The organism is Gemmobacter aquarius (assembly GCF_003060865.1).
GTDB classification, from domain to species: Bacteria; Pseudomonadota; Alphaproteobacteria; order Rhodobacterales; family Rhodobacteraceae; genus Paragemmobacter; species Paragemmobacter aquarius.
On record NZ_CP028920.1, the window covers coordinates 173,663 to 198,760 of the forward strand.

General features: G+C 61.6%; 23 protein-coding genes, 8 pseudogenes and 2 riboswitches. Of the genes and pseudogenes, 11 read left to right on the top strand and 20 right to left on the bottom strand.

Annotation, left to right across the window (positions count from 1 at the left end; genetic code table 11):
- Window positions 1-6 precede the first annotated feature (6 nt).
- Both cobW and HYN69_RS20095 read right to left on the bottom strand, forming a co-directional pair.
- Window positions 7-1,041, bottom strand: a complete 1,035-nt coding sequence (gene cobW / locus HYN69_RS20090; RefSeq protein ID WP_108437537.1) for a cobalamin biosynthesis protein CobW — start codon at window positions 1,039-1,041, stop codon at window positions 7-9.
- 3 nt (window positions 1,042-1,044) lie between these two features.
- Window positions 1,045-1,401, bottom strand: a complete 357-nt coding sequence (locus HYN69_RS20095; protein WP_108437538.1) for a DUF1636 family protein — start codon at window positions 1,399-1,401, stop codon at window positions 1,045-1,047.
- Between the two features lie 89 nt (window positions 1,402-1,490).
- Window positions 1,491-1,725: riboswitch (cobalamin riboswitch) on the bottom strand.
- 43 nt (window positions 1,726-1,768) lie between these two features.
- Here HYN69_RS20095 and cobO point away from each other — a divergent pair.
- Window positions 1,769-2,422, top strand: a complete 654-nt coding sequence (gene cobO / locus HYN69_RS20100) for a cob(I)yrinic acid a,c-diamide adenosyltransferase (protein ID WP_108437539.1) — start codon at window positions 1,769-1,771, stop codon at window positions 2,420-2,422.
- A gap of 4 nt (window positions 2,423-2,426) precedes the next feature.
- Window positions 2,427-3,883: pseudogene (locus HYN69_RS20105) on the top strand (cobyric acid synthase).
- Here HYN69_RS20105 and HYN69_RS20110 read toward each other — a convergent pair.
- The 4 genes and pseudogenes from HYN69_RS20110 to HYN69_RS22015 all read right to left on the bottom strand — a co-directional run.
- Window positions 3,880-4,844: pseudogene (locus HYN69_RS20110) on the bottom strand (threonine-phosphate decarboxylase). The pseudogenes HYN69_RS20105 and HYN69_RS20110 sit on opposite strands and share 4 nt — an antisense overlap.
- Before the next feature lie 14 nt (window positions 4,845-4,858).
- A complete protein-coding gene (locus HYN69_RS20115; RefSeq protein ID WP_159082584.1) occupies window positions 4,859-5,665 on the bottom strand; it encodes a propanediol utilization protein in 807 nt (268 codons plus the stop codon).
- Window positions 5,658-6,338 (bottom strand): 5,6-dimethylbenzimidazole synthase, encoded by a 681-nt coding sequence (gene bluB, locus HYN69_RS20120; protein ID WP_108437542.1) that lies wholly within the window; start codon window positions 6,336-6,338, stop codon window positions 5,658-5,660. Before bluB ends, HYN69_RS20115 begins: the two co-directional genes overlap by 8 nt.
- Before the next feature lie 42 nt (window positions 6,339-6,380).
- Window positions 6,381-6,566, bottom strand: a riboswitch (cobalamin riboswitch).
- Between the two features lie 262 nt (window positions 6,567-6,828).
- Window positions 6,829-7,023 (bottom strand): annotated as a pseudogene (locus HYN69_RS22015) (hypothetical protein); the annotation flags it as partial.
- Between the two features lie 209 nt (window positions 7,024-7,232).
- On the opposite strand from HYN69_RS22015, the gene HYN69_RS20130 reads away from it, so the two are divergent.
- Together HYN69_RS20130 and HYN69_RS20135 are read left to right on the top strand one after the other, a co-directional pair.
- Entirely contained in the window at window positions 7,233-8,591 is a 1,359-nt protein-coding gene (locus HYN69_RS20130; RefSeq protein ID WP_108437546.1) for an ISKra4 family transposase, read from the top strand.
- 34 nt (window positions 8,592-8,625) lie between these two features.
- Window positions 8,626-9,183, top strand: a complete 558-nt coding sequence (locus HYN69_RS20135) for a hypothetical protein (RefSeq protein ID WP_108437547.1) — start codon at window positions 8,626-8,628, stop codon at window positions 9,181-9,183.
- A gap of 73 nt (window positions 9,184-9,256) precedes the next feature.
- On the opposite strand, the gene HYN69_RS20140 is transcribed toward HYN69_RS20135, so the two are convergent.
- Window positions 9,257-9,772 (bottom strand): DUF411 domain-containing protein, encoded by a 516-nt coding sequence (locus tag HYN69_RS20140; RefSeq protein WP_230426603.1) that lies wholly within the window; start codon window positions 9,770-9,772, stop codon window positions 9,257-9,259.
- A 50-nt stretch (window positions 9,773-9,822) separates the two neighbouring features.
- Window positions 9,823-10,434 carry a hypothetical protein gene (locus HYN69_RS20145; protein ID WP_108437665.1) on the bottom strand — a complete coding sequence of 204 codons (612 nt, stop codon included), beginning with the start codon at window positions 10,432-10,434 and terminating at the stop codon, window positions 9,823-9,825.
- 151 nt (window positions 10,435-10,585) lie between these two features.
- Here HYN69_RS20145 and HYN69_RS20150 point away from each other — a divergent pair, with 151 nt between their 5' ends.
- The 3 genes from HYN69_RS20150 to HYN69_RS20160 all read left to right on the top strand — a co-directional run bounded on the left by HYN69_RS20150 (window position 10,586) and on the right by HYN69_RS20160 (window position 13,099).
- The gene (locus HYN69_RS20150) at window positions 10,586-10,972 is read left to right on the top strand and encodes a hypothetical protein (protein ID WP_159082585.1); all 387 of its coding nucleotides are present in this window, start codon (window positions 10,586-10,588) and stop codon (window positions 10,970-10,972) included.
- A 71-nt stretch (window positions 10,973-11,043) separates the two neighbouring features.
- The gene (locus HYN69_RS20155) at window positions 11,044-12,519 is read left to right on the top strand and encodes a multicopper oxidase family protein (RefSeq protein WP_108437549.1); all 1,476 of its coding nucleotides are present in this window, start codon (window positions 11,044-11,046) and stop codon (window positions 12,517-12,519) included.
- 58 nt (window positions 12,520-12,577) lie between these two features.
- Window positions 12,578-13,099: a TlpA family protein disulfide reductase gene (locus HYN69_RS20160; RefSeq protein ID WP_230426604.1), complete on the top strand. Its 522-nt coding sequence runs from the start codon at window positions 12,578-12,580 to the stop codon at window positions 13,097-13,099.
- Window positions 13,100-13,165: 66 nt separating this feature from the next.
- On the opposite strand, the pseudogene HYN69_RS20165 reads toward HYN69_RS20160, so the two are convergent.
- The 7 genes and pseudogenes from HYN69_RS20165 to lnt all read right to left on the bottom strand — a co-directional run bounded on the left by HYN69_RS20165 (window position 13,166) and on the right by lnt (window position 18,305).
- Window positions 13,166-13,641 (bottom strand): annotated as a pseudogene (locus HYN69_RS20165) (DUF411 domain-containing protein).
- On the bottom strand, window positions 13,638-14,867 hold the full coding sequence (locus HYN69_RS20170) for a M23 family metallopeptidase (RefSeq protein ID WP_216824709.1): 1,230 nt from the start codon (window positions 14,865-14,867) through the stop codon (window positions 13,638-13,640). The pseudogene HYN69_RS20165 and the gene HYN69_RS20170 overlap by 4 nt, the downstream one beginning before the upstream one ends.
- On the bottom strand, window positions 14,818-15,420 hold the full coding sequence (locus HYN69_RS20175) for an SCO family protein (protein ID WP_108437552.1): 603 nt from the start codon (window positions 15,418-15,420) through the stop codon (window positions 14,818-14,820). Before HYN69_RS20175 ends, HYN69_RS20170 begins: the two co-directional genes overlap by 50 nt.
- Entirely contained in the window at window positions 15,399-15,821 is a 423-nt protein-coding gene (locus tag HYN69_RS20180) for a copper chaperone PCu(A)C (RefSeq protein WP_230426605.1), read from the bottom strand. Before HYN69_RS20180 ends, HYN69_RS20175 begins: the two co-directional genes overlap by 22 nt.
- A 54-nt stretch (window positions 15,822-15,875) precedes the next feature.
- The gene (locus HYN69_RS20185; RefSeq protein ID WP_230426609.1) at window positions 15,876-16,586 is read right to left on the bottom strand and encodes an SCO family protein; all 711 of its coding nucleotides are present in this window, start codon (window positions 16,584-16,586) and stop codon (window positions 15,876-15,878) included.
- Window positions 16,573-16,746: a hypothetical protein gene (locus tag HYN69_RS21065; protein WP_174213677.1), complete on the bottom strand. Its 174-nt coding sequence runs from the start codon at window positions 16,744-16,746 to the stop codon at window positions 16,573-16,575. Before HYN69_RS21065 ends, HYN69_RS20185 begins: the two co-directional genes overlap by 14 nt.
- Window positions 16,743-18,305, bottom strand: a complete 1,563-nt coding sequence (gene lnt / locus HYN69_RS20190) for an apolipoprotein N-acyltransferase (protein ID WP_108437661.1) — start codon at window positions 18,303-18,305, stop codon at window positions 16,743-16,745. The genes HYN69_RS21065 and lnt overlap by 4 nt, the downstream gene beginning before the upstream one ends.
- 266 nt (window positions 18,306-18,571) lie before the next feature.
- Between lnt and HYN69_RS20195 the strand changes: the two genes are divergently transcribed.
- The 3 genes and pseudogenes from HYN69_RS20195 to HYN69_RS21860 all read left to right on the top strand — a co-directional run bounded on the left by HYN69_RS20195 (window position 18,572) and on the right by HYN69_RS21860 (window position 21,369).
- On the top strand, window positions 18,572-19,165 hold the full coding sequence (locus tag HYN69_RS20195; protein ID WP_108437555.1) for a L,D-transpeptidase: 594 nt from the start codon (window positions 18,572-18,574) through the stop codon (window positions 19,163-19,165).
- 347 nt (window positions 19,166-19,512) lie between these two features.
- A pseudogene (locus tag HYN69_RS20200) lies at window positions 19,513-20,148 on the top strand (L,D-transpeptidase); the annotation flags it as partial.
- A 768-nt stretch (window positions 20,149-20,916) separates the two neighbouring features.
- Entirely contained in the window at window positions 20,917-21,369 is a 453-nt protein-coding gene (locus HYN69_RS21860) for a cytochrome c biogenesis CcdA family protein (RefSeq protein ID WP_329608651.1), read from the top strand.
- Between the two features lie 352 nt (window positions 21,370-21,721).
- On the opposite strand, the pseudogene HYN69_RS21775 reads toward HYN69_RS21860, so the two are convergent.
- Together HYN69_RS21775 and HYN69_RS21780 are read right to left on the bottom strand one after the other, a co-directional pair.
- Window positions 21,722-22,404 (bottom strand): annotated as a pseudogene (locus tag HYN69_RS21775) (divalent metal cation transporter).
- A gap of 37 nt (window positions 22,405-22,441) precedes the next feature.
- A pseudogene (locus tag HYN69_RS21780) lies at window positions 22,442-22,878 on the bottom strand (divalent metal cation transporter).
- A gap of 246 nt (window positions 22,879-23,124) precedes the next feature.
- On the opposite strand from HYN69_RS21780, the pseudogene mntR reads away from it, so the two are divergent.
- Window positions 23,125-23,518, top strand: a pseudogene (gene mntR, locus HYN69_RS20220) (manganese-binding transcriptional regulator MntR).
- Window positions 23,519-23,524: 6 nt separating this feature from the next.
- Here mntR and HYN69_RS20225 read toward each other — a convergent pair.
- The 3 genes from HYN69_RS20225 to lspA all read right to left on the bottom strand — a co-directional run.
- Window positions 23,525-24,184, bottom strand: a complete 660-nt coding sequence (locus tag HYN69_RS20225) for a DsbA family protein (RefSeq protein ID WP_108437560.1) — start codon at window positions 24,182-24,184, stop codon at window positions 23,525-23,527.
- The gene (locus HYN69_RS20230) at window positions 24,181-24,618 is read right to left on the bottom strand and encodes a disulfide bond formation protein B (RefSeq protein ID WP_108437561.1); all 438 of its coding nucleotides are present in this window, start codon (window positions 24,616-24,618) and stop codon (window positions 24,181-24,183) included. Before HYN69_RS20230 ends, HYN69_RS20225 begins: the two co-directional genes overlap by 4 nt.
- Window positions 24,605-25,098: signal peptidase II (gene lspA, locus HYN69_RS20235; protein ID WP_329608652.1), on the bottom strand; the 494-nt coding region annotated here is incomplete at its 5' end. The genes HYN69_RS20230 and lspA, both read right to left, overlap by 14 nt.

Here is a 25,098-nt window from a genome sequence, read left to right on the forward strand (position 1 = left end):
GGGTCCTTATGCCTCCAGCGCGGCGCGGATCGCGGCAGGGTCGATGTGGTGATGTTCCGCGATCACCACCAGCCGCGACTGGCGCGGCCCATCACCCCACGGTCGGTCATATTGGTGGCGCACCCGCTCTCCGACCGCCTGGACCAGCAGACGCATCGGCTTGCCCGTCACAGCGACATGGCCCTTGACGCGCAGGATGTGCTGATTGCGCGCCAGACGCTGGATGCGCAGGGCCAAATCGTCGGGGTCGGTGATTTCGGGCAGATCGATCACCACGCTGTCGAAATCCTCGTGCTCGTGGTCATCCTCGCCGTCGTGATGGCTGGGGCGCGCGGCGATGTCATCCTCGGCAGCGGCGTTAAGGCCCAGGATGAGGCGCGGGTCGATCCGGCCATCCGTCACAGGCAGGATCGCCACCTTGCGCGACATCTCGGCCTCGATCACGCCGCGGGCGGCGGTCAGCCCCACCTCGCCTGCCAGATCGGCCTTGGTCAGCAGGATCAAGTCGGCGCACAGGATCTGATCCTCGAACACCTCGGACAGGGGGGTTTCGTGGTCGATGCTGTCATCCGCAGCACGTTGCGCATCCACCGCCGCCACATCGGGGGCGAAGCGCCCGGCTGCCACCGCCTCGGCATCGGCCAGGCCAATCACGCCGTCAACGGTGATCCTTGACCGGATCGCGGGCCAGTCGAACGCCTTGAGAAGCGGTTTCGGCAGTGCAAGGCCCGAGGTTTCGATGAGGATGTGATCAGGGCGCACCGGCATTGCCATCAGCGCCTCGATCGTGGGGATGAAATCATCGGCCACGGTGCAGCAGATACAGCCATTGGCCAGCTCGACGATGTTTTCCACCGGGCAGTTTTCATCGGCGCAGGATTTCAGGATGTCGCCATCCACCCCCACCGTGCCGAACTCGTTGACCAGGATCGCCAGACGCTTGCCTTGCGGGTTTTGCATCAGGTGGCGGATCAGCGTGGTCTTGCCTGCCCCCAGAAAGCCGGTGATGACGGTGACGGGGATTTTGGTCAGGTCGGTCATGGATCAGGTCTCCAGCGGGGGAATGCGGGCAAGCGTTTGCTTGCGAAAGATGGTGGGGCGGTCGCGCCAGGGCACGATACCATCGGCAGAGCCGGCAAACAGCCCGGCCCCGCGCAGGATTTCGGGCACGTCATCGGTGGTCATCCGGCCATAGACATAAGACCAGCCGCCTGCTTTGCTGAGCGCGATCGCACAACCATGATCGCAGGCCGACAGACATTCCACCGCGCGCAGGGTCACGCCGTCGGGCAGGCCCGACTGCGCGACCGTGTCAAACAGGGTTTGACCGGGGGCGGTTTGCCCGTCGGGCAGCGGCTGACCAGCGCGGCAGGTGGTGCAGACATGCAAGACAGTCGTCATGGCCTCTCCCGTAAGTGTCGCACGGGGCAGCCTGCGGCATGGGCGTGATGCGCCCAAACTCCGAAGGTCGCGGAACACCCCGTCCGCGCGTTTCAGTTCTGGAGCTGGCAGGTCTCCCGGCTTGCGGATCTCAAGGCGGGCGCAAGGCCTGCCCCGGCGGGCTGCCCGTCTTCCCGAACCTTGCGGCCAGTGACGTGGGGCAGACCTTTCCGGTCACGGTCGCGGGGGCGGCTGCGCTTGGGGTTGCGGCAAGGCGTGCCGCAAATCCTGTCGCATTCCCTTTTCACCTGTCCTAAGACAGGCACCAACTCCTTCATGCCGTAGTCTGCCACAAGGATTGCGCTGTCAAGAACAAGGAAACGTCTCGATGTCCGCCACAAACGACACCTCCACCGAAGGCCCGGGGCCCGGTCAGGCCGACGATCTGGCCCGCCACGCAAGCAAGATGGCCAAGAAAAAGGCCGCCCGCGACAAGATCATGGCTGGAAAAGCAGGCGAACGCGGGCTTTTGATCGTGCATACCGGGGCGGGCAAGGGCAAATCCTCGTCCGGGTTCGGCATGGTCTTGCGCTGCATCGCACATGGGATGCCCTGCGCCGTGGTGCAGTTCATCAAGGGCGCCTGGGACACCGGCGAGCGGCGCCTGATCGAGGGTCATTTCAGCGCCCTGTGCCAGTTTCACGCGATGGGCGAAGGCTTTACCTGGGAAACCCAGGACAAGGCCCGCGACATCGCCGCCGCCCGCGCCGGTTGGGAAAAGGCCAAGGAGCTGATCCGCAACCCCGATATCCGCTTTGTGCTGCTGGACGAGATCAACATCGCCCTGCGCTATGATTACCTTGATCTTGACGAGGTGCTGGCCTTCTTGCGCGCGGAAAAGCCGCCGCTGACCCATGTCTGCCTGACCGGGCGAAACGCCAAGGACGCATTGATCGAGGCCGCCGATCTGGTAACCGAGATGACGCTGATCAAGCATCCGTTCCGGTCGGGCATAAAAGCCCAGCCGGGGGTGGAGTTCTGACGCGATGCCCGCGCTGATGATCCAGGGCTGCGGGTCGAACGTCGGCAAGTCGATGCTGGTGGCAGGACTGTGTCGCGCGGCGGTGCGGCGCGGGCTGTCGGTCGCGCCGTTCAAGCCGCAGAACATGTCGAACAATGCCGCCGTCACCGCCGATGGCGGCGAGATCGGCCGCGCGCAGGCATTGCAGGCGATAGCCTGCGGGCTGGAGCCGGTGACCGACATGAACCCGGTGCTTCTCAAGCCCGAGTCCGAGGTGGGCGCGCAGGTGATCGTGCAGGGCAAGCGGCTGACGACCGCGCGGGCGCGCGATTATGCGGCGCTGAAACCGCAGTTGATGGGGGCGGTGCTGGACAGCTTCCATCGCTTGCGCGGGGCGCATGATCTGATGATCGTCGAAGGCGCGGGCAGCCCGGCAGAGGTGAACCTGCGCGCGGGCGACATTGCCAACATGGGCTTTGCCCGCGCCGCCGATGTGCCGGTGGTTCTGGTCGGCGACATTGACCGAGGCGGGGTGATCGCGCAGATCGTGGGCACGCAGGCGGTGATCGACGCGGGCGATGCGGGAATGGTTGCGGGGTTTGTCATCAACAAGTTTCGCGGTGATCCGCGATTGTTCGACGACGGCTATGCCTTCATTCAGGCGCGCACCGGCTGGCGCGGCTTTGGCGTGGTGCCGTGGTTTTCCAAGGCCCATCTCCTGCCCGCCGAAGATGCACAGGACATCGGGTCAAGCCCGCGCGGTCTTGGCGGCAATGACGCCGTGACCATCGCCGCGCTCTGCTTTTCCCGTATCGCCAATTTCGACGACCTTGATCCGCTCAAGGCAGAACCGGGGGTCAATCTGGTGATGGTGCAACCCGGGCAGGCCATTCCCGGAGACGCACGGCTCGTGATCCTGCCCGGGTCGAAATCGACGCGCGGTGATCTGGCGTTTCTGCGGGCGCAGGGCTGGGATGTGGATGTGGCCGCCCATATCCGGCGCGGCGGGCATGTGCTGGGCATCTGCGGCGGCTATCAGATGCTTGGCCAGTCAATTGCCGACCCCGACGGCATCGAGGGCCCTGCCGGAGAAACGCCCGGCCTTGGCCTGCTTGACGTGCATACCCTGATGACCCCCGACAAGCGTTTGTCGCGGGTGCGCGGCTGCCATTTGGCCAGCGGCCAGCCCATAGAGGGGTATGAGATCCATATCGGGCGCACCAGCGGCCCTGATCGCGCCCGCCCTTTGCCCGGATCGACGGCCGCCCCGAGGGCGCGATCCATGTCCAAGGGCGCATCAGTGGCACCTATCTGCACGGCATGTTCCAGTCGGATGGCTTTCGCGCGGCGTTTCTTGCGGGTCTGGGGATCGACGCCGCCGGTCGCAGCCACAGCGCCGAGGTCGAGGCGACGCTTGACCTGCTAGCCGACCATCTGGAAACCCATTTGGACGTGCCGGGCCTGCTGGCGTTGGCACGTTAGGGCCGCAGGTCCTGCGAAAGGCGGTCCCACTCCGGCTCAGGTCCCGGCAGGCCCAGCCGAAGCAGGCAGCCCGACCAGGGGAAGATCCGGCTCCAGATCCTGTGGCGCGCCAGCCGGTGCTGCGCGGCTTCTGCGTCGGGCGTCTCATAAAGACGGAACAGCGTTGTGCCCCCGCTATCTTCCAACCCGCCACCCGGGCCAGATCATCGGCGCGGCCAGCGTCTAGTGCCAACTGCGCGCGCATTGCATCCGCCCAGCCCGTATCGGAGATCGCCTGCCGTCCGATCTCGATTGCCGGGCCAGAGACGGCCCAAGGCCCAGCCATCCGCGCCAGCGCCGCAATGTCGCTATCGGCCCCAAAGGCGAAGCCAAGCCGCAAGCCTGCCAGCCCGTAAAACTTACCAAAAGACCTCAGGATTAGCAGGTTATCCTGCCCTGCCCGCGGCAAAAGCGAAAGCCCGGGGGAGATGTCACCAAAGCTTTCGTCCACCACCAGAAACCCAACCTTTCGGGACAGGGTAAGCAAATCGTGCGGGGTATGGCGGCGCCCGTCGGGTTTATTGGGGTTCACCACCACGGCAAGGCTGGCACTGTGCAGGGCTTCTGGCGTGCTGACATTGGCAACATCCCAGCCTGCCTGTGACAGACACGCCGCGTGTTCGTTATAGGTCGGCCCCAGCACTGCCGCACGCCCGGCGGGCCGCAACAAGGGCATTAGTTGAATAGCCGCCTGCGCGCCCGCAAGCGCTATTCCGGCCGCTTGATCTGATGCTCCCCATGCGCGCGCCGCCTGCGCCACCAAACCCGCCTGACTTGCCCGAGTCGGCAGGCTGCGCCAACAGTCCGGGTCAAGCAGGGGCAATGGCCAAGGGCGGCGGTTGATACCCGTGCACAGGTCAATCCAGTCGCCCGTGCCGAAAACGGCCATCGCCTGATCCAGATTTCCGCCGTGATCGCGCATAGATGTGCTCCTTGTCATTCGCCCAAGGTGGCCAGATGATGAACACCTCGCAACCCAGCCTCACGCAATGCCGCCATACCATGGCGCGGCAGAGCGCCCGGGGCAAAGATCAGCGCCCGCGCCGCACCCGAATGCGACATCATCCACCCAAGCGCCCCCAGATCGTGTGCAAGCCGTTCGGTCGGGTCCTCCGACGGGCCGCGAAGGGCAACGCAGCGCGCCGCACTCTCGCTGGCAAGAGCGGCACGGGTGGCCAGCGGGGCCTCGGCCTGCCAACGCTCCAGAAGGTCCGATACGTCGGCATATGCCAGATCGCCCGCTTGCGTCGGCCGTGCTGGACCCCAAAACCCGGCCAGCAGGTGCGCGCGCGGCTGCGGCGACAATCGCGCCAGAACCCGCCCCTGACGCGAGGCCCACAAGAGCCGCGAAGGTTGGGCGAACATCAGCGGATCGCTGGCTCCTTCGGCGGCCACACAAGCCCGCGCCAGAGACAGCGGCGCAAGCGCCCGCCCAGCAAAGGCCGCGACCCCCAGCAGACCAGCGGTGGACATGCCAGTGCCCAGGCCAGGCGGATAAGGCACCCGCAGTAGGGTCCGCCCCGGTGGCAATCCACCAAGCGCCCGCGCAAACCGCGCCAGCAACGCCGGATCCATTGGGCCATGCGTCACCGACTGACACGCCAGCCCGACACCCGCACGCCAGCGCGCAATCACCCGCGGACCGGCAGGCGTCAGCGTGATCAGCGCCACTGGGCCAGCTGGCCCCAGCCGCCCCTGCATCCATTCGCCGAAATGGCAGGGCACCGAAATCGGTCTAGGCACGCCGCCCCCAGCGTTCGGCAAAAACAAGATCGGCCAGTGGAACCCGCTGGGCCCAGCCTTTCGCTTGCAACTCGGGCTCGGAATAAAGCGCATCGACATGGCCAAGGCACAGCCACGCCACCGCGCTGACATGATTGGGCAGATCCAACAGTTGCTGCATGTCGGCGGGGTCAAAGATGCTGACCCAACCGACGCCAATCCCTTCGGCCCTTGCCGCCAGCATCAGGTTCTGCACAGCGCATACAGTGGAATAGACATCCATCTGCGGTTGATGCGTGCGCCCCAACACCACTGGGCCACCCCGGCTGTGATCGCATGTGACACACAGGCTTATGGGTGCGGTCAGTATGCCCTCCAGTTTGAGCGACGAATAAAGCGCACGGCGGTCTTCGGGAAACATCGCCTGTGCCTCGGCATTGGCCTTGGCAAATGCCGTCTGCGCCCGAAGCTTTACTGCCTCTGACCGGATCACGATGAAATTCCAAGGCTGCGACAGCCCGACGGAGGGCGCATGATGCGCTGCTGTCAGCAGGCGCAACAGTGTGGCGTCGTTAATTGGGCGGTCGGTAAACTGACTGCGTACGTCGCGGCGGGTGTGAATCGCGCGATATACGGCAGCGCGCTCGGCCTCGGCAAACGGCCCGGCATCAGTCAAGAACGGTTCGGCGGTCATAGTCTTCCCCTGCACAGAAACGGGACCTGCGCCGGCCATCGCCCGCCCCGGTTTCGTCTGGCCGGTCTTCTGACTTGGCTTCATCCGGAACCACGCCTTCCCGAACCTTTCGGCCAGTGGCATTTGTGGTCCCGTCCACTTTACAGCGTTGGGCACGTCGCGGAGTTGCACCGCGTTCCCGATTATCCCCTCGCCAAGACGAAGGGCACCAGACAACAACTGGCTTAATCCCACTGAAACGCGCGCGCAACTGCACATCGGAGGGACGCCATCTCCAAGAACGCCATAGCTTGTGTGGCGGTAACTGACAAATCGGACTTGGGCGTTTCTCATGATTTTGTTGCGGTCCAAATGCTGCAACTTCGCCTTTTGGGTAGCTTGCCGTTAGCAAACAAGAAAGAACGCGTTTCAGAGGATCGAAATTTGTTTGCTCTGCAAAAACAAAAAGCCGTACTGCGACTTCGGTTCGCGGTTTCAATTGGGAGAGGTATCACCTCCGAATTTCTCCGGCCAAAACAGCACGGCCATGAACTGCAAGCGTCGCCGTGAACCTCGGACAACCCAACTGCCGGATGACGTCTACGATGCGTGCGTCGTAAGCAGCCTGCCCGATGAGGCGACAAAGGTCAGAGGCATGAAATTCCCGGTTGGAACTCGGCGCGGCGCGGATCTGGTCATGAAATTCCTGCATCTTGGGATCTTCTTTGGCCAACGGTTCTGGCTCAGATGAAGCTTTTGGAGCCGTGCTTGACGAACCGGTCCGCCAACGGCGCATGAACCCGAGTGTCGCGTAGCCCTTAAATGCGGTATGCGAAAGTCAACAAAATCAAAGGGGAGTGGGCAAAACTTGGGGGTGTCTGTGTATGTTGGTGGTTCATTGAGAAGGGAACTGCCATGGAAGTGCGGATTATTGTCGAGACGACCTTTGAGAACGGAACCACAAAGAGGCATCGTCTCGGCCGTTTGTCCCGCCCGTTTCGACGCACGCAGCCTGAGGGGTTCGGGTTGTTGCTCGAAGATGCGAAGACGATCCTGGGGCAATTGCAAAGTGCGATCCTGCACGACCAGATCGAGGAAATTTCCGAAGCCAGCCGGATCTGCCCGGACTGCGACGGGGTCCGGGCTATACATGATTATCGGTCGCGGGTGCTCGACACACTCTTCGGCAGGTTCGAGGTCAAAGCGCCGCGCATTCGGCGTTGCGCCTGCAATGCAAAATCCGATGTTGTCTTGGGCGGACCGCTTTCGCCTCTCGCTCACTTTTTCCCGGATCGATCGACCCCGGAACTGCGACGCCTTCAAGCCGAACTTGGAGCGCGTCATTCCTTTCGGGAAGCGGTGCGTATTCTGGAAACCTTTCTGCCTTGCGCGAAGCAGGTGAACACATCGGTGCGCAATCGACTGGGCAAAGTTGCCCGGGAAATCTGCGACAGCGAGCAGAATGAGCCGCTGGTTCCTTCAGCCGCCGAAGAGGCGCCTGCGCTGACGGTTTTCCTGGACGGTGCGCATATCCGATGCAGGCCGGAATATCAGAAGCGACACCTCGATGTTGTGGTCGGTAAAATTGAAGGCCACGATAGGTGCCGTCGCTTCGGCTTGGTGCAACAGGCGGTCCTGTCACCTGCCAGTCAGCTTCGCCAGCACTTGAGGGCTCTCGGTTGGGATCACGAACAAACCGTCACGGTAATTTCGGACGGGGAACCAGCCCTGCCAAACCTCGTCCGCAATGCCGTCGATGGAAAGGTCCGCCACATCCTCGACTGGTGGCATATCTCGATGCGTATTCAGCACGTCGAGAACGCCGTAAAAGGCCTGCTGCAGAGCAGGGGTTTCTCCGGCATTCCAGTGTTGTTCAAACGTCCGGCCGAAACACTGCGATGGTACCTTTGGCATGGGAAAGTTCTAACGGCCACGACCAGTCTGCAATGGTTGATCGTCGATTGCACGCGGCTGAATACAGATGATCGCATGGCGGCTGAAGCAGCCCGACGCGTGCAAGCCCGGTGCCGGGACCTCTATTCCTACCTTGCGAACAACATGGACAGCCTGACCGACTATGGTCGGCGGTACCGCACGGGTTTTCCGATTTCTTCATCCCGGGCAGAGGGCTGCGTGGACGACATCGGGAACACCCGCATGGGCAAGCGCCGCCGCATGAGATGGTCGCCCAATGGAGCCCACCGCGTGGCTGTTGTCCGCGCCGCCGTTCTCGACGGTCGGCTAACCGGAGCCTACCAAAGAGCAGCCGCATGACCCCCAAGTTTTGCCCACTCCCAGTCCCGTCCTGGTGGCCGCACTGTGGATGGGGATGTCAGGGATTGCATCGGCGCATTCGTTCACGGCCGCACTTCTGGTCGTCGGCGAAGACCTTGAAGTAGGCCTCGCCGAAGCCGTCCGCGGTTTCCTGCTGGCGGCGGACGAGCGGGATGGGCACGCGAATGAGACGTCTGACGGGCATTTGGGCGGGGTTGATGTGCATGTTCTGCCGCTTCCGCGCGAAGCAGCAGGGTTGGTCGAGGACCTGTTAGGAACACCTAGCGAGCCCCCCGATGTGGTGGTGGTCCTTGGCCCCGAGCCAGCAGCCAGCGCAACCGCGCGCGCGTATCAATCGGAAGGCATCGTCTTGGTGCAGGATGTCCTTCCAGCGGGATGGGAAGGCGAGAGTCAGATGGACAGTTTCGCGGCGCGTTACCGGCTCGTCCATGGCACGGCGCCCAGTGCAATGGCGGCCACGGCCTATCACGCCGCGCGATGTCTTGATGCCGCGATCAGACCATTGGACGGCGTCAACCTGCAGGCCGCGCTGGAAGAAGTATGGCGGTCAACCGAGTTGGGTTTGCCTTGATACTGCTGTGGCACCTGGAGACAAGCGCTTCGTGCCACTGCTTCTTGTGACGCCCTTTCATCCTGAAGCGAAGTCAGGCGCTCGGATAGCTGGTGAAGACCTGGCTGCTGCCATCGAGTCCGACGAGAAGAACCTCGTATGCCTCGCGCTCCGTCTCCGGTCCCATTCCGGGTGAACCGAACGGCATACCCGGAACGGTAAGTCCGACCACTTCTGGACGTTCGTCCAGAAGGCGGCGGATGTCTGCGGCGGGGACGTGCCCGTCGATGGTATAGTCATCGATCGTCGCCGTGTGGCAGGAGGACAGTTCTTCCGGAATGCCGCGCTCGCGCTTATACGCCGCGAGTTCTTCGATGCTGCGCTCCTCAAAGCTTACATTGAAACCATTCTCGCGAAGGTGTCCGATCCAGGCATTGCAGCATGGACAGCCGGGGTCCTTGACCACATGGATGCGCGCATCCGTTTCCGCCAGCATCGGTGTGGCGGCGATGGCCAGGAAAACTGGACCTGCAGTCAGAATGGTGCGACGCGTCATGTTCATCAAATGTACCTCATGTCGAAAGTTGTCGCCGACGATACCGCCGAACAATTGCTGTGGCGAGTGAAGTCGTGGTTTCTGCCGGAGCAATCACCAAAAAACTACTCCAGCTGCGCATCGCTGGCCTGGACCAGCAGAACCCCATGATTTTGATCGGCATCGTCATCTGTGATTTTTCGGGTCGTCACGCCTGGAAGCTCAGCAAAGCCCTCCATCATCCGTTTCGGGAACCAGGTCATAGGGAGGCTCTCGAAGCCTGGAACGCCTTCCAGCACGCGCGACAAGGCAATGGTGCAGTTGGCCTTTGGTACGGCACCGTAAGCCATGGCCCGCTGCATGATCATCGCGGCTATTTCAGGGGAAACCTCGACTGTCTGTTCCACGACGTCGAAGGTCTCACGGGCGTGGTAGTCGATGTAGAAATCCACCATCTTCGGGGTGATCCCGAAATGGACATCATTGCGTTCGGGAAGTCTGGGATGCCGCCAGGATCCAGCCGGATCGAACAGAACACGCTCTGATCCGTTAATCAGGAGTCCCGCATGCGCACCCGCACCGCTTCGGGTCGAGAGTACCGTGTAGAGAGTAACCGAGGTCGGCCCGGGATGCGCATAGCGCGCGGTCGCGACGACATCATCCGGCGCCCAGATAGGTTCGGCCCCGCAGGCGGCCAGACTAATCAATGCTGTGAGGGCGAGGAGGAGCTTTTTCATCAAATCATTGTCCCGCATTTTCCTGAATGGTCCTGCTCGCCGGACGCGGTTTCCAGTAAACTTTGCGATAGCGTTTCAAGAAATCAGAAAACTCGGCATTGTTACCGCACGCGAGACAGCCCGATGTCGGGCAGGGACACCAAACTGTCAGGTGACGGCAACGGCCCATCCTGATAGTATTCCAACCATGACATTTACGACCTTTGGCATGCGTGTCCTGATCTTTGCCGCCTACCTTTTGGCGGCGATCTTGCCCGTGATGGCTTTGGGCGAAGGGCGCGGGCAATCTCAGGTCGACCATGCACAGATAATGGCGATGGCTGGCCATTTGATGCCCATGCAGACGACTGACGGTCCTGACAGCGACGCGCAACAGGTTCTTTGCCAGCAGCATTGCCTTTTCGCCACTGCGGCCTTGCCCGCACCGAACGGTGGTACCGAAGTGGTGGCGCGTGCCGCCGATGTCGAGCTCCATTTCGGCTTGCTGTTTGCTTCGCTGGCCATTCCGCCTCTGGGGCACCCTCCCAAAATGCAGTGATTTGACCCCGCGGTTCCGGCCTGAGCCGGAAACCGCTCGTCCCAATCATCTAGCGATTCAGGAGAACTCGCATGCTATCTCTTTCTCGTCGCGGCTTTTTGGCCGCTTCTGCGGCCACGGCCGCATCTTTGGTCCTGCCCGCTCGGGTGCGGGCCCAATCCGCCCGGATGTCTTTGACGGCCACAACCCGGACGCTTGACATCAAAGGCCGGGCCGCAACCGTCTGGGGGCTCATGGATGGCAATGGCCGCTCGGGGCTTGTACTCGATCCTGGACAGGCCTTTGCGGTTGACCTCAAGAACTCGCTCGCAGAGCCTACCATCATTCACTGGCACGGACAGATCCCCGACAACGCACAGGACGGTGTCCCCGACCTGCCGATGCCAATGCTGCAGCCCGGTGACATCCGCGCCTACGACTTCGCGGCAAGGCCGGGCACCCACTGGATGCACGCCCACGTCCCGGCGCATGAAATGCTACTTCTAGCAGCGCCACTGATCGTGCGGCGGCCCGAGGATGTTGCGGCAGATCGTCAGGAGGTGACGCTGTTCCTGCACGACTTTGCGTTCAAGTCGCCCGCCGAGGTGCTGACCGAAATCACCGGCGGCGCATCGATGGCCGGCATGGATCATGGCCAGTCGGGGCAAGGTGCCATGGACCATTCCGGGATGGACATGGGCGCCATGGAGCAGGGCGGCATGATGGCGATGCCGGGCATGGACGGCATGGCAATGGACCTCAACGACTACAACTTCGATGCCTATCTCGCCAACGACCGGACGCTTGACGACCCGGAAGTCGTACAGGTGGACAAAGGCGGGCAAGTGCTGGTCCGCGTGATCAATGCCGCCGCTGCGACTGTCTTCTGGATCGATACGGGCGCGCTTCCCGGACGGCTGGTTGCGGTGGACGGCGAGCCGGTGCAACCGCTGCCTGGCAGTCGCTTTGGTGTCGCGATGGGCCAGCGTCTCGACATCGAGCTGGAAGTACCGAGGGAGGGCGGGGCGTATCCGGTTCTCGCCTTGCGCGAGGGCGCCAAGGAAAGGACGGGTGTCATCCTGGCCACGCCGGGGGCCGCTGTGGCGAAGATCGCTGACTTGTCGGAGCGAGACCATCCCGCCTTCAGCGGCGATCTCGCACAGGAAAGCTTGCTTCGCGCGGTCACTCCGTTGCCCGAACGTGCGCCCGCATCGCAGCCGATGCTCATGCTGGGTGGCTCGATGATGCCCTATGTCTGGACGATCAACGGACAGACCTGGGGCACCCATGTGCCGGTAACGGCGAAGTCCGGCGATCGGGTCGAGATGATGTTTCACAACATGTCCATGATGGCACATCCGATGCACCTTCACGGTCACGCGTTTCAGGTGGTCGGCACTGGTGGCGCGCGTTTTGCAGGTGCGGTACGCGACACCGTGCATGTGCCGCCGATGGGCATGGTGACGGTTGCGTTGGACGCAGGTGAAGCCGCGCGCTGGATGCTGCATTGCCACCATATGCCCCACCTCTCGACCGGCATGATGACCGAGTTCGCGGTTTTAGCCTGAAGCGCGCCCGGACCTGCAGCCAGTCTGCGGGTCCGGGCCTTTTTACGGGGAACACGCCATGCTCACCCATATCTGCCGCCGGTCGGTACTCGTCGGCCTCGCCATGCCCTATCTCGCAACTCCGGCTGAGGCTCGGCCTCCATTCCGACTTCGGAGCGACCCTCAGCAACTGCTTTCACCCCCGATCCTGGATGAGAAAGGAACCACCCGGTATCTCGACGACTTCGCCGGACGGGTGATCCTTTTGAACATTTGGGCGACGTGGTGCCCGCCCTGTCGGGAAGAGATGCCGATGCTTGAGCGACTTGAAAAACGGCTCGGCGGCGCGGATTTCGCGGTCCTGCCTCTTTGCATTGATGACGCTGGGATTGGCCGGGGCCGACAGTTCTATGACGAGATCGGTCTGGACGCTCTGCCGCTCTATTGGGCTGAGCCATTAAGGGTTCAGCTTGCCCTGGCCTTTATCGGGCTGCCGACAACGCTTCTGATTGACCGTCAAAGCCGCGAGATCGGACGGCTACAAGGTCCGTTCGCTTGGGACAGCGACGACGCCGTCGAACAGATCGTCGGTGCCTTTTGACTGGTCTGTTGTGTCGGCCGAAGAGCGCGAAGGCAATGATCGGAATCCGCAAGCAATGATGTGATATCAGGCGGCCGGATAGCTGGTGTAAACCTCTAGGCCGCCATCGCGCCGGATCAGTACTACATCGTAGGCATCGCGGCTGTCTTCAGACCCCATGCCGGGCGAGCCGTAAGGCATGTCGGGCACGGCAAGTCCGACAGCGTCGGGACGCTCAGCCAGCAACCGCCGGATGTCTGCGGCGGGAACATGGCCTCAAGCGCATAGCCTTCGACCGTTCCCGTGTGGCAGGAAAACGCCTTGACCGGAACTCCCTGATCCATCTTGAAGCGGATCAACAGCGTGCCCATCGAAACTTCATCGGTCACGGTGAAGCCTTGCTCCCGCAGATAGTCGACCCATGCTTCACAGCACTCGCAGCCACGCCCCTTGACGACATGGATTGGCGGTTCTTCCTCTGCCTTAGCTTTGGCGGCAGGGGTTACGGCAAATGCTGTTGCTGCAAGGATGACCTCGCGGCGTCCGATCAAATATCTGTTCATCCGCGTTCTCCGTCAGTTCCTGAAATGAAGCCAGTTTCGCTGCGCCAGGTGGCGAGCGCATTGAGATCATCTGCCGAAGCAATCTCCTGTTCCGGCAAGGCGTCCTGGTCTTTAGGATCGACCGGTCTGCCGTCGACACGAACTTCGTAGTGAAGGTTGGGGCCGCTCACGAGCCCTGTCGCGCCGACCGCGCCAATCTCGTCTCCCGCCTTGACCCGTGACCCCACGCGAACGTCTTCGGCGATCTCTGAAAGATGCGCATATCGCGTCACGACCCCACCGCCGTGATCAATGTCGATCGTGGTGCCATAGCCGCGGATCGAGCCCGCAAAGATCACCCGACCGGCGCCGGTCGCCGAGACTTCGGTGCCCACGGGTGCCGCGTAATCGATCCCGGTATGCATGCGAACCCCACCCAACACGGGATGGTTCCGGCGCCCAAAGACGGACGACAGTCGTGCACCAAGGATGGGTGCCGCTGAACGCTGCACGGCTTCGCCATCTTCAAAGACGATGACCGGGCCGGCGGCTTCGGTCGCAACGAGTTCGAGGACGCGGTCGCGAAGCTCCAACCGCGCGTAACTCAGGCGCGGCTCGCCCGCGATGCTGCCATCGGGAAGTTGGTCTTCCTGCCAGACCAGCGCGAAGGTCTCTCCGCCCTTCAGGTCGCGCCTGAAATCGACCTGGCCCGCAAGAACTGCGGTTAGGTCAACCGCAAAGCGTTCTGGTGCATTTCGGGCCGTCAAGGCGTCGTAAAGGGTTCCGTCGAGGGTCAAGGTCTCCCGCCGGTCCGTCTCACGAACCGGTGGGTCGATGCGCTGTGCGGCTAATGGCCCATCGAAGCGAAGAGCAATCTCCACACCATCTTCCACGAAGAGTGACAGGCGTGTCAGCGATGCTGAATCCCCGGACGCTGCCGCCCATTCGATCCGGTGACCGGGTCGCAGATCGGTCAAGTCGTAAACACCTGACAGCGCGAGGGCAGCTTCTGCCCGGATCGTCGCGGGGATTCCTGCGTGACCAAGGACGCTGTCCAATGTGTCACCGGGTTCGATTGTGGCTTCGAATGCCATCGGCAAATGCGCCGTCGGAGGATCTGCCACTGCCTGGAGCGGGGCGAGAGATGCGACAGCAAGGATCAGAAACGCGGAGCGGATCATCTGGCAGAATGACCTTTCAACTGAGGGTTCGGCGGATTTTGGGAACGGCGAAGCGCCGGTCTTCATGGAAGTCGATGATGCTGGCAAAGCGCCCATCGGGGTGGAACAGGAGCACACCGGCGGTGTGGTCCATCGTATAGTCGCCGCCATCCTTGTCGACGCGGCGATAGGTTACCCGGAAATCTGCGGCGGCCTGCGCGACCTTGTCGGCGGGACCCGTCAACCCGATGATACGCGGGTCGAAATTGCTGACGTAATCCGCAAGGACGTCGGGCGTGTCTCGTTCCGGATCGACCGAAATCAGCGCCACGATCAAGCGGTCCGCGTCGGCTCCCAGTTCTTCGAGCCAGAGCGATATGTCGCTTAGTGTGGTCGGGCAGACGTCCGGGCACCAGGTGAAGCCGAAGAACACCATGACCGGGCGACGGGCCCAGTCTGTGGGTCGGACGGACTGACCCCGGTGGTCGGTCAATGCCCAGGACATCTCGCCGATTGGCAAGGGCAGGACCTCGCTGAGAGCTGGCCTGTTGCGCGTGCGATAGGCTCCGACGCCCAGCATGAAGGCGACGGCTCCGATGGCACCTCCAGCGCCGAGGATTATTGCCCTGCGTCGGCGCAATCCGGACCCTCCGCGCGCAACGAAAGGACATCGACATTCATCGTGACCTCTCCGGCCTTTTCAAAGATGAGGGTGACCGGAAAGCTGTCCCCTTCCTTCAGGGCTGTCGTCAGCCCCATCAGCATGCCGTGGTATCCGCCAGGCGAAAGCTGCACGCTCTGGCCGGCCGGCACAGGGATGGACATCGCATGCGGCATTGATGCGATGCCGTCCTGAACGACAGTCTCGTGCAGCATCGGCATACCGGCTGCAGGCGTTGCAATGCCGATCAGCGCATCGTCCGCAGATCCAGCGTTGGTGATCCCCACATAGAAAACGCCGGGTCGCCCCGCGCCAATCGTCGCCTTGGACCAGGCGTGCTCAACGGTCAGATCACCGATGGTCACGGTCTCGCAGGCCATGGCGGCAGGCGCGGACACGATCAGAGATGCGGCAAGGAGGAAGTGTTTCATGGGTCAAAGTCTCGATTGAAGGTCGGAGAGGATTTCGGCCGCCGGAGTGCCGTAGGTGAATTGACGCAGCCACGCGCCATCTGGGCCGATCAGATAGAGGCCAGGGCTGTGCGCCATCGTGTAGCCGTCCGGCGAAGTGGTGTCGGCCTCCCGCTCGTAGAAGATCTTGAAGCTTGCGGCCGCAACTTGTGTTTCGGCCTCGCTGCCGGCCAGACCGAGGATCGCTGGGTGGAACGCCTTGGTGTAGTCAGTCAGTCCAAGCCGTCTGTCCCGTTCGGGATCGATCGAGATGAAGATCGGCTGCACCGATCCTGCCTCGGATCCAAGGTCATCCATGACCTGTGCAACTTCGGAGAGTGTCGTGGGGCAGACATCCGGGCAGCTTGTGAAGCCGAAGAACACCAACAGGAACTTTCCGCGGAATTCGTCCGTCGTACGGATACGACCTTCGCTGTCTGCAAGTGCGAAGGTGGGCGTGAAAGCAGATGCTGCAGCTGCGCTGTCCTCCGTTGCAGGCCACCACCGCGCCGCCGCAAAAGCGACGACCGCCGCAGTCGCGGCGACCCAAAGGATGATCTGAAGAGACGAAGACGCATGAACAGTCCAGGCGATGAGAACAGCGTGCGGTCTAGAACCTCGAGCAACTAGAGGTTCAACCGACAAAAAGGTGAGGAGTGCAGCACCGGCGAGGTTTCGCCGATCAGGCCGCCCCAAGAAACCGGGCAAGGGCAACGCCAAGGAGGGTGCCAAACAGCCCGAAAGCGATGGCGAAGCCTGCGCCATATTGCAGGCGGTCCAGCGTCTTGCCGCCGCGCTGTCGGGCGAGATAGTAGCCCCACAGGAATCCGACGATCCCGAAAACTGGTCCGATCATTTCTGGCTTCCTTTCAAGACCGTTTTTTTCCGCCAGACCCAGAAGGCGAAAACTCCCCAAGAGCCAAGGATAAGGAGAAGTGCGGACCAGTCGCCAAGACGGGCGTAGAGGGTCGGTGGCAGGGATCTCGGTAAGCGCATGTCGATTACGCCAGAAGTCTCAATGTCCAGCATCGCCAGTGTCTCGCCGTAGGCATCGACCACCGCCGAGATTCCCGTATTTGCGGCCCGCACGAGTGGAAGCCCCTCTTCGATGGCTCGCATCCGGGCTGAAGCCAGATGTTGCTTTGGACCAATCGAGCTGCCGAACCAGGCGTCGTTGGTTGCATTGAATATCCAGTCCGGTCGGATGGCATCATCGACCACATGCCCGGGAAAGATGATCTCGTAGCAGATAGCGATGCCCGCATAGGGATGTGGGCCGAATGCAAGGGTGCGGGGACCCGGACCGGGGAGGAAATCACCTAAAGATTCGACCAATCGCTGGAACGGCAGGACTCTCCGCCACGGCACGTATTCACCAAAGGGCACAAGGTGATGCTTGGCGTAGCGCGTCAGGACGGAGCCATCCGGCGCGATGGCGAGCACAGAGTTTCGGTACACTGTTTCGTTAGAGGTAACCTCCCGCTCAGGACTGCCCGCCAACAATACGGCGGTCTTCGGCAAGAGCCACCCAAGCATGATACGGGCCCCAGTGTCTTCGGCGAGAAACCCCGGCCATGCGGTTTCGGGCCAAAGCAGGATATCGTAGTCGCCCGGGCGCGCAGAAAGAGCCAGAAGCCGAAGGATGTTGGCTTTCCGGGATCCTTCATCCCACTTGGCGCTTTGCGCGATGTTCGGTTGCACGACGCGGATTTGAGTGCCGCGCTCCGACGGGGGATCGGACAAGGTCAGGCGCGCAAAACCGAAACCAGCGACGGTGACCGCAATTGCGGTGGCGCTGGCGAAACGGATGACTTGCAACCTGCGAGCGGGCGCGCGGAAAGCCAGCCCGACCAGTGCTGAACAAAGCACCAAGAGGAACCCCAGCCCATAGCTGCCGACCAGGGAGGCCATCTGCGCGAGAGGCAACCAATCGGCCAGCGTGTAGGCAGCAAGGTTCCAAGGAAACCCCGTCAGAACATGCCCCCGCAGCCATTCAAGGCCGGTCCAGCCTGTCGCAAGCGAAAGCGAGAGCGGCAATCCGGCGCGCGCCATGCGGGCGGCAAGGGCACAGGCAAAAGCCGGAAACACTGCCAGCAGAGCTGCAAGGCCGAACACGGCTGGCAAAGCCAACCATCCGAACCGATCTGCCTCGACCTGAAAACTTTCGGTGATCCAGAAAAGCCCGGGCACGAACTGGCCTAAGCCAAACAGATATCCGATTCGAAACGCGACAGGCCACGGCGTGCCATGCAACATAATTGCCAGCACAGCGAAGGCGATCAGCGCAAAGGGCAGGATCGAATATGGCGGCAAGGCGAGGACAAGTGCGGCACCAGCGGCCAGGGCCACGCCCAAACCGGGCAGACCTTGAAGCAGCTTTCCGCCGGAAAAGGGATGAGCGTCTGAAGTGATCATCCTGCGAAAGCCCCCGTCTTGAGTGGCGAGGGCTAATTGCTCTAGCTACTTGAGATGCAAGGCATGCGTTGCCGGATCACGGCAATGTCAGAGTGTCGAGACCTGTTGGTCGACTTCCATGGGCCCATCAGAAACCTCGCAAGAAGAACGGCGCAGTGATTGTAGCGCTTTCGGCCCAAACCGTGCTCTGTTGACGGCTCTTTGATTTGTCCCGGAGGCAAGAGGACGATACTGCCCATTCCGAAACGTAGGTGAAGGAGTGATCCATGGCCGAGGAACGGATCGGGCGACGGGCTTTGATGGGCGGAGCAGTCGGGATGGCGGGTCTTGCGGCCCTACCAGCCTTGGCGCAGGACGGCACGACCGAGTTTCAGGCTCCTGTATCCGGCAGCGTACGGAACAACGTGTCCAGCTTCCGGATGCCTCAGTGGCGGGACTATTTTGAGAATACTAAGGGTGGTGCAATTCTGGCGGACACAAAATCACGCGCACTGCATTACTGGTCAGAGGATCAGTCGATCTACCGGCTCTATCCCTCGTCCGTCCCCCTGTCCGAGGAACTGACGCGGCTCGGGCGGACCGAGATTGTCCGCAAGGCTGTGAACCCGCCGTGGCGTCCGACGGCATCCATGCTCGAGCGCAACCCGGACTGGCCGAAGATGGTCGAAGGCGGATCCAAGGACAACCCGCTTGGTGTCCGCGGATTGTATCTGTCCTGGCCTGCCTATTTGATCCACGGCACCCATGATACCCGGAAGATCGGTCGCAGATCATCGAACGGGTGCATCGGCCTCTACAACGAGCATGTCATTGAACTTTACGAGCTTGCACAAGTCGGCACTCAGGTGCTGCTGATCTGACGATCAAGGGGCAAGCTGTCGGACCGCTTGGCAAAAGACCTTTTGCATCCGGCTCAGAGCTTACCGCCTTAGCCCACCGTTCTGCGTGAGAAAGTGAGAGCGTTTCGGCCGCATGAGATGCAAATGTATCGAGAAAAGCACAGGGCGGTGTTACATCGAAAGGCGCATTAGAGCTGGTGGTCTGTTCTGGGAAAAATTTGTGTCCGGCAGTAAGCGCGACAGTCTTCGTCTTGCTGTATTGCGGAGGTAACAGTGACTTGACTGGACTTGAGACCAGAAAGCGGTGCCGTTAACGACTAACCCTTCTGGTGTATTCGGGAGGCACTCATATTGTGAAAGCGAAGCGGATGGTCGATCGACGCGGATTTTTGGTAGGCGCCGCCGCGCTAGTTTCCTCTCCAGTGGTGGCGGGCTCGCATCTTCAAGACCAGTGGGACGCGTGGGACGCAGAGGTGACACCACTTGGCTATGAACCTACCACAACGAACCCTTGGGGACTTCATCCGCGCCTGTTGCCGACGCGCGTCCAAGCGCGCACTGGTCTGGTTCCCGGTGACATCCATGTTGATGCGATCGCCCGGTACTTATACCATATTCAACCAGATGGATCAGCTATGCGCTACGGTGTCGCCATCGGCCGCGACGGACTTTACGAACCTGGAACCTACACGATCAGGCGCAAGGCGAAGTGGCCCAACTGGACACCAACCGCGTCGATGATTGCGCGGGAACCAGAGATCTACGCCAAGTTCGCTGACGGGATGGCACCGGGTCCAGGCAATGCCTTGGGATCACGCGCACTTTATCTCTACCTGGGCGAAAGGGATACGTATTTGCGCATTCATGGAACCCCACTCCCGCGGTCTATCGGCAGCCGGGCAAGCTCAGGTTGCGTCCGCATGGTAATGCCACACATCAATGATCTTTACGATCAGGTCCAAACTGGTGTGACAGCCCACTTTATCCAGCTGAAGAAGGCGATAGGGTCACCACCGCATGACCCTTCCGCTTGGCCGCGCGTTCCATGGTCAACACTACAACATGGACACGCTCGACCGAAAGTGGACGTTTGTTCGTATCGCGACTATTGGCTCAGCCCGTTACTTCGGATTGAACAGCAGCCTGTGTGCAGATTGGGCGCCCCGCGACGGTTCGCAGTGGCAGCATTGTCGTCTCGACCGGCCCGACGTAGCGGTACCAGTAGCAACCGTCCTCTGGCCTCAAAAGCACTTCCTGAAGATTCTGGTAAGGTGCGGCAATCGCCCCAACCCCTTCCGGCATTCTTTGAGAAACCCTGTTTCCTTGTCGATTGACTGACTGGCCGGAACTGAGCAGGCACCCACAATTAAGCAGCACCCAAGTCGCACAAGAATTAGCGTCGATCTGCCTAACATAAAAATTCCCCTTGCTCGGGCTGAACGCCACCTCAGACCGTGCGGAAGTAAACAAGCCAGCGATGGAGCGCTAAAGTCGTCCCATGCTTGCCCCAGAGAGCAGTTCGGACGACAATCTCTGACGGCACGGATACACCCACTTATGGATCGAGGTTCAAGTCTTGTCGGCGAACTGCGCGCGCGGTTCACTCAAATGTGTACCATGATCGTCTTGATTCCTGCCCTGCATGGAAGCGGGAGGCAAGAACCTGCTTGCTGCTCAGGTTGCTTGAGGTGTTAGCGAACTCTCAGGCTTATCGCGTCGAATGTCGGGCGATGGTGTCAATTCATTTGTCGAAAAGAGAGCAGGACCCGTGTTTGAAATTTCTGGCGTTGGAGTCCTCGCGGCCTTTTTGGGAGGGCTCTGTCTTCCTGTCCCCGTGCGTGCTGCCGCTGGCGCCCGGTTATGTGTCCTACATAGCAGGGCAACCGGGCCAGAGTGCGCACGGTGTCGTGCAGATGAAAACTCGCCTGAATCGCCTGCTCTTGAGCCTTTATTTCGTTATGGGTTTCTCGACAGTATTTATTTCCTTGGGCGCTGGTGCCAGCCTTCTCGGTGGCTTGCTTTTGCAATGGAAATACGAGCTCGGCATTGTCGGCGGTGCGCTTATCATCGTGTTTGGATTGGTCATGACCGGGCTTATACGGCCGGGCATCCTGCTCCGTGACACGCGATTCACATTTGATGCAAAAGGCGGAAACCCTCTTGGCGCCTATTTGCTTGGGCTCGCGTTTGCTTTTGGCTGGACGCCTTGCATTGGGCAGTTTTAGGGTCGATCTTGACGGTGAGTGCGGCTTCGGGGGCAGATGGCGTGGCCCTTTTGACAGTGTACTCGGTCGGCCTTGGTGTTCCGTTCCTGTTGCTCGCCGCATTTACGAATGAACTGGCCGCACGCATCAGGCGACTTGGTCGTGCAAGCCTCTGGCTTCATCGGGTAGCGGGCGTTGTCATGATCGCTATGGTATCGCTGTAATGACCGGGCAGATCACGGATATTGCTTTCTGGTTGCTAGAGACATTCCTGTTTGGGAACGATCGGCTGAGGGTCAGCCCAAAAGCACGGTCGACAGCAGGTTCACGTTCAGCACGATAATCACGGCCGCAATCAACCAACAGAGGCCGGTCAGCCAGCGGGGTGCGACCAGTTCGCCATCTTGGCGCGGCTGGCTGTGAACATCACCAAGGGCACTATGGCGAAGGGAAGCTGGAATGACAGCACCACCTGACTCAGGATCAAAAGCTCACCCACACCACCGCTGCCGTAGAGCAGGATCACGAAGATCGCTGGGATGATGGCAAGGCCCCGGGTAATCAGCCGCCGCGCCCAAGGGGCGATGCGCAGGTTGATGAACCTTCCATCACGATCTGTCCGGCCATGGTGGCGGTGACAGTAGAGTTCAGCCCCGCGCAGAGGAGTGCCACACCGAACAGGACCGGCGCGAGCGACGAGCCGAGCAAGGGCTCCAGCAACAGATGCGCCTTGTCAATTTCGGCTACGTCGTTTTGCCCCACGGTGTAGAAGCAGCAGCGGCCAGGATCAGGATCGATGCATTGATCGTCAGGCGAACATCAGTGCGATGGTGCTGTCCCAAGTCGCCAACCTCAGCGCCTCGCGCTTCGAGGGCAGATCAAGCCCGAAGGCGCGAGTCTGCACGATCCCCGAATGCAGGTATAGTTATGCGGCATTACCGTCGCCCCGATAATGCCAAGAGCGAGGTAGAGCATCGTCGGTTGTTGAAATTCGCGGCTTGGGGCAAAGCCTGCGATGACCTCGCCCCAGACTGGGTCGGCCTGAGCAATCAACACGACAAACAGGCCGCGATCAGCGCCATCAGCGAGATGATCAGCGCCTCGATCCAGCGGAACCCCTTGTTCTGCAGCCAAGGATCAGGAACACGTCGGCGGCTGTGATGAAGATGCCGATCTCGAGCGGGATGCCGAAGAGCAGGTTGAGGCCGATGGCCGTGCCGATCACCTCGGCAGGTCTGTGGCGATGATGGCCAGTTCGGCAAAGATCCAGAGCGGGACGGACATCCATTTCGGGAAAGCATCGCGGCAGGCCTGCGCCAGATCGCGGCCCGAGGCGACAGCCAGCCGCGCGCAGAGAGACTGCAGAGGATCGCCATGATGTTCGACAGAAGCGCGACGAACAAGAGCGTGTAACCGAACGCCGCGCCACCGGCGAGCGAGGTCGCCCAGTTGCCGGGGTCCATATAGCCCACTGCCACCAGATAACCGGGACGATGAAGGCGAGGAACCGGCGGAACCGGCTGGTGCCACCGTTCCCGACGCGATGGTGCGGAAGACTTCGGAAAGGGAGGGAGTCTCGCTTTCCTGCCGCAGGCATTGGTCGTCATGGCTCTTGGCACTCCTGGCTGATCGCGCCCGACAAGACGCGGCGCATAAAGTTAGACAATGCTAACATTCTGCCCCGCGCTTTACTTGTCAATCCATCCCGTGCGAGACTATTCACATGACAGAGTTCGATCCTGCACCCCAACCCACAACGGATGACCGGCCCGCGGACTGCGCGCCGGGGCGTTTCAGGGTGTTCGCGAAGCCCGGCGCAATGAACTAGCCGAGGACTATGTCGAACTGATCGCCGAACTGATCCACCACACGGCGAAGCGCGCCCGTAGACATCGCCGCCCGGCTTGGTGTGAAGGTGCCGACAGTGAGCAAGACGCTCGACCGTCTGGCGGGAGGGACTGATCACCCGCGCGAAGTATCGCTCGGTGTTTTTGACGGACACAGGCCGTGCGCTCGCGAAGGAATGTCGGCGGCGGCACGAGATCGTGCTACGCTTCTCATCAGTCTGGGCCTTGATCCCGAGACAGCGGAACGCGATGCCGAAGGCATCGAGCACCATGTCAGCGAGCGAACGCTGGCCCTGTTTTCAGCCTTCGCCAACCGGTCCTGAAGGCCTTCAGCTATTCTCGACCGCAAACCGCACATCGGCGATGAGGCTGTCGGCGCTGAAATTCTCCAGCCGTTTGCCATTAAGGAAGAAGGTTGGCGTTTGGCGGATAGCCAAGGCTTCCACGTCGGCCGCATCCTGATTCAGGATACCAGTGATGCCCGGGAAGAACTGGTCCGTCTCGGCCTTTTCAAGATCGAGGCCTGCAGCCCCGGCAATCTCCCAGGCGACATCCATCTCGGGCGAGCCATGGACAGCCCAGCCTGGTTGCTGTTCCAGCAGCGCATCCAGCACCGGCTCGAACTTGTCTTGCATCCGCGCAGCCTCGAGGATGCGCACTGCCTCGTCCGAGCCTTCATGGAAAACGGTGTAGCGCAGCACCACCCGGACCTGCGTCGGGAACTGCCGCCGGATTTCCTGCACCACGGGGTGGTATGCACGGCAGGCCTCGCAGGAGGGATCGAAGAATTCAACCAGTGTGACGGCGGCATCGGCGGGGCCGAAGCTAGGGGAGTAGTCACGGACCAAGAGGGCCTGATCCTCGGTTGGCGTGGCGGCGGCCGCCGCTTCTGCCTCGGCGTCGCGGCGCTGTTTCAGCACGAAGGCGCCACCCGCGAAGGCAGCAACACCAAGTGCGGAGGCTCCAAGGATAAGGGTGCGGCGGTTCATGTGCGGTGTCCTTTCGGCAGGATGAGACAGGCAAGGATCGCCGCAAAGGCGACCGCTGAGAGATAGGGGATCGGCAGGCCAAGGATCATCTGCGCCTCACCGGTGCAGGAGGGGCCATTTTCAGTGCATGGCACGATCGGTGCGGGCAGGATCCCTGCGTACAGGCCCGAATGCCATGCCGCAAGTGCGAGCCCGGCGAAAGCCAACGGCAAGCCATAGGTGCGCGCCATCCCGTCTCCCCGCCAGAGCGACAGGCCAAGGATCGGCACCAAGGGGAACATGGCGATACGCTGATACCAGCAGAGCGTGCAGGGCATCTGACCAAGCACCTCTCCGATGAAGAGCGCACCAAGCGTGGCCGCCAGTGCGATCAGGAAAGCGACGGTCAAGGAAAGGTCGTCACGCGACAGGCTCTGCGGGTCAGCTTTGGTCAAGAACCGGCTCCTTGCGGCGACGAAGGGGAAGCGAGGCGGCAAGGATCAGGACCGTGCCGAGAGTGATCGCAATATCGGCGACGTTGAACGTGGGCCAGTGCCAGTCACGCCAATAGAAATCAAGGAAATCAGTCACGGCACCCTGCCGAAGCCGGTCGATGATGTTGCCAAGCGCCCCGCCCACGACCAGTGCAAAGCCTGCCCTTTCCAAAGCAGGTTGCGCCCGGAATGCCATGACGGCGAAGGCGATGGTCAGTGCGCCCGTCAGCGCAGCCATCAGAAGGGGCTTACCCGCCATGAACCCGCCCATCATGCCAAAGCTCGCGCCGGTATTGAACCCGAGGGAAAGGTTGAGGCCCGGCAGGACCGGGACCGCAGTCCCCTGCGACAGCAGCGACAGCGCTGCGGTCTTGGTCAACTGGTCTGCCACCACTGCGGCAGCAATCAGCGAAGTCAGCATCACCCTGGTCATTCTACGGC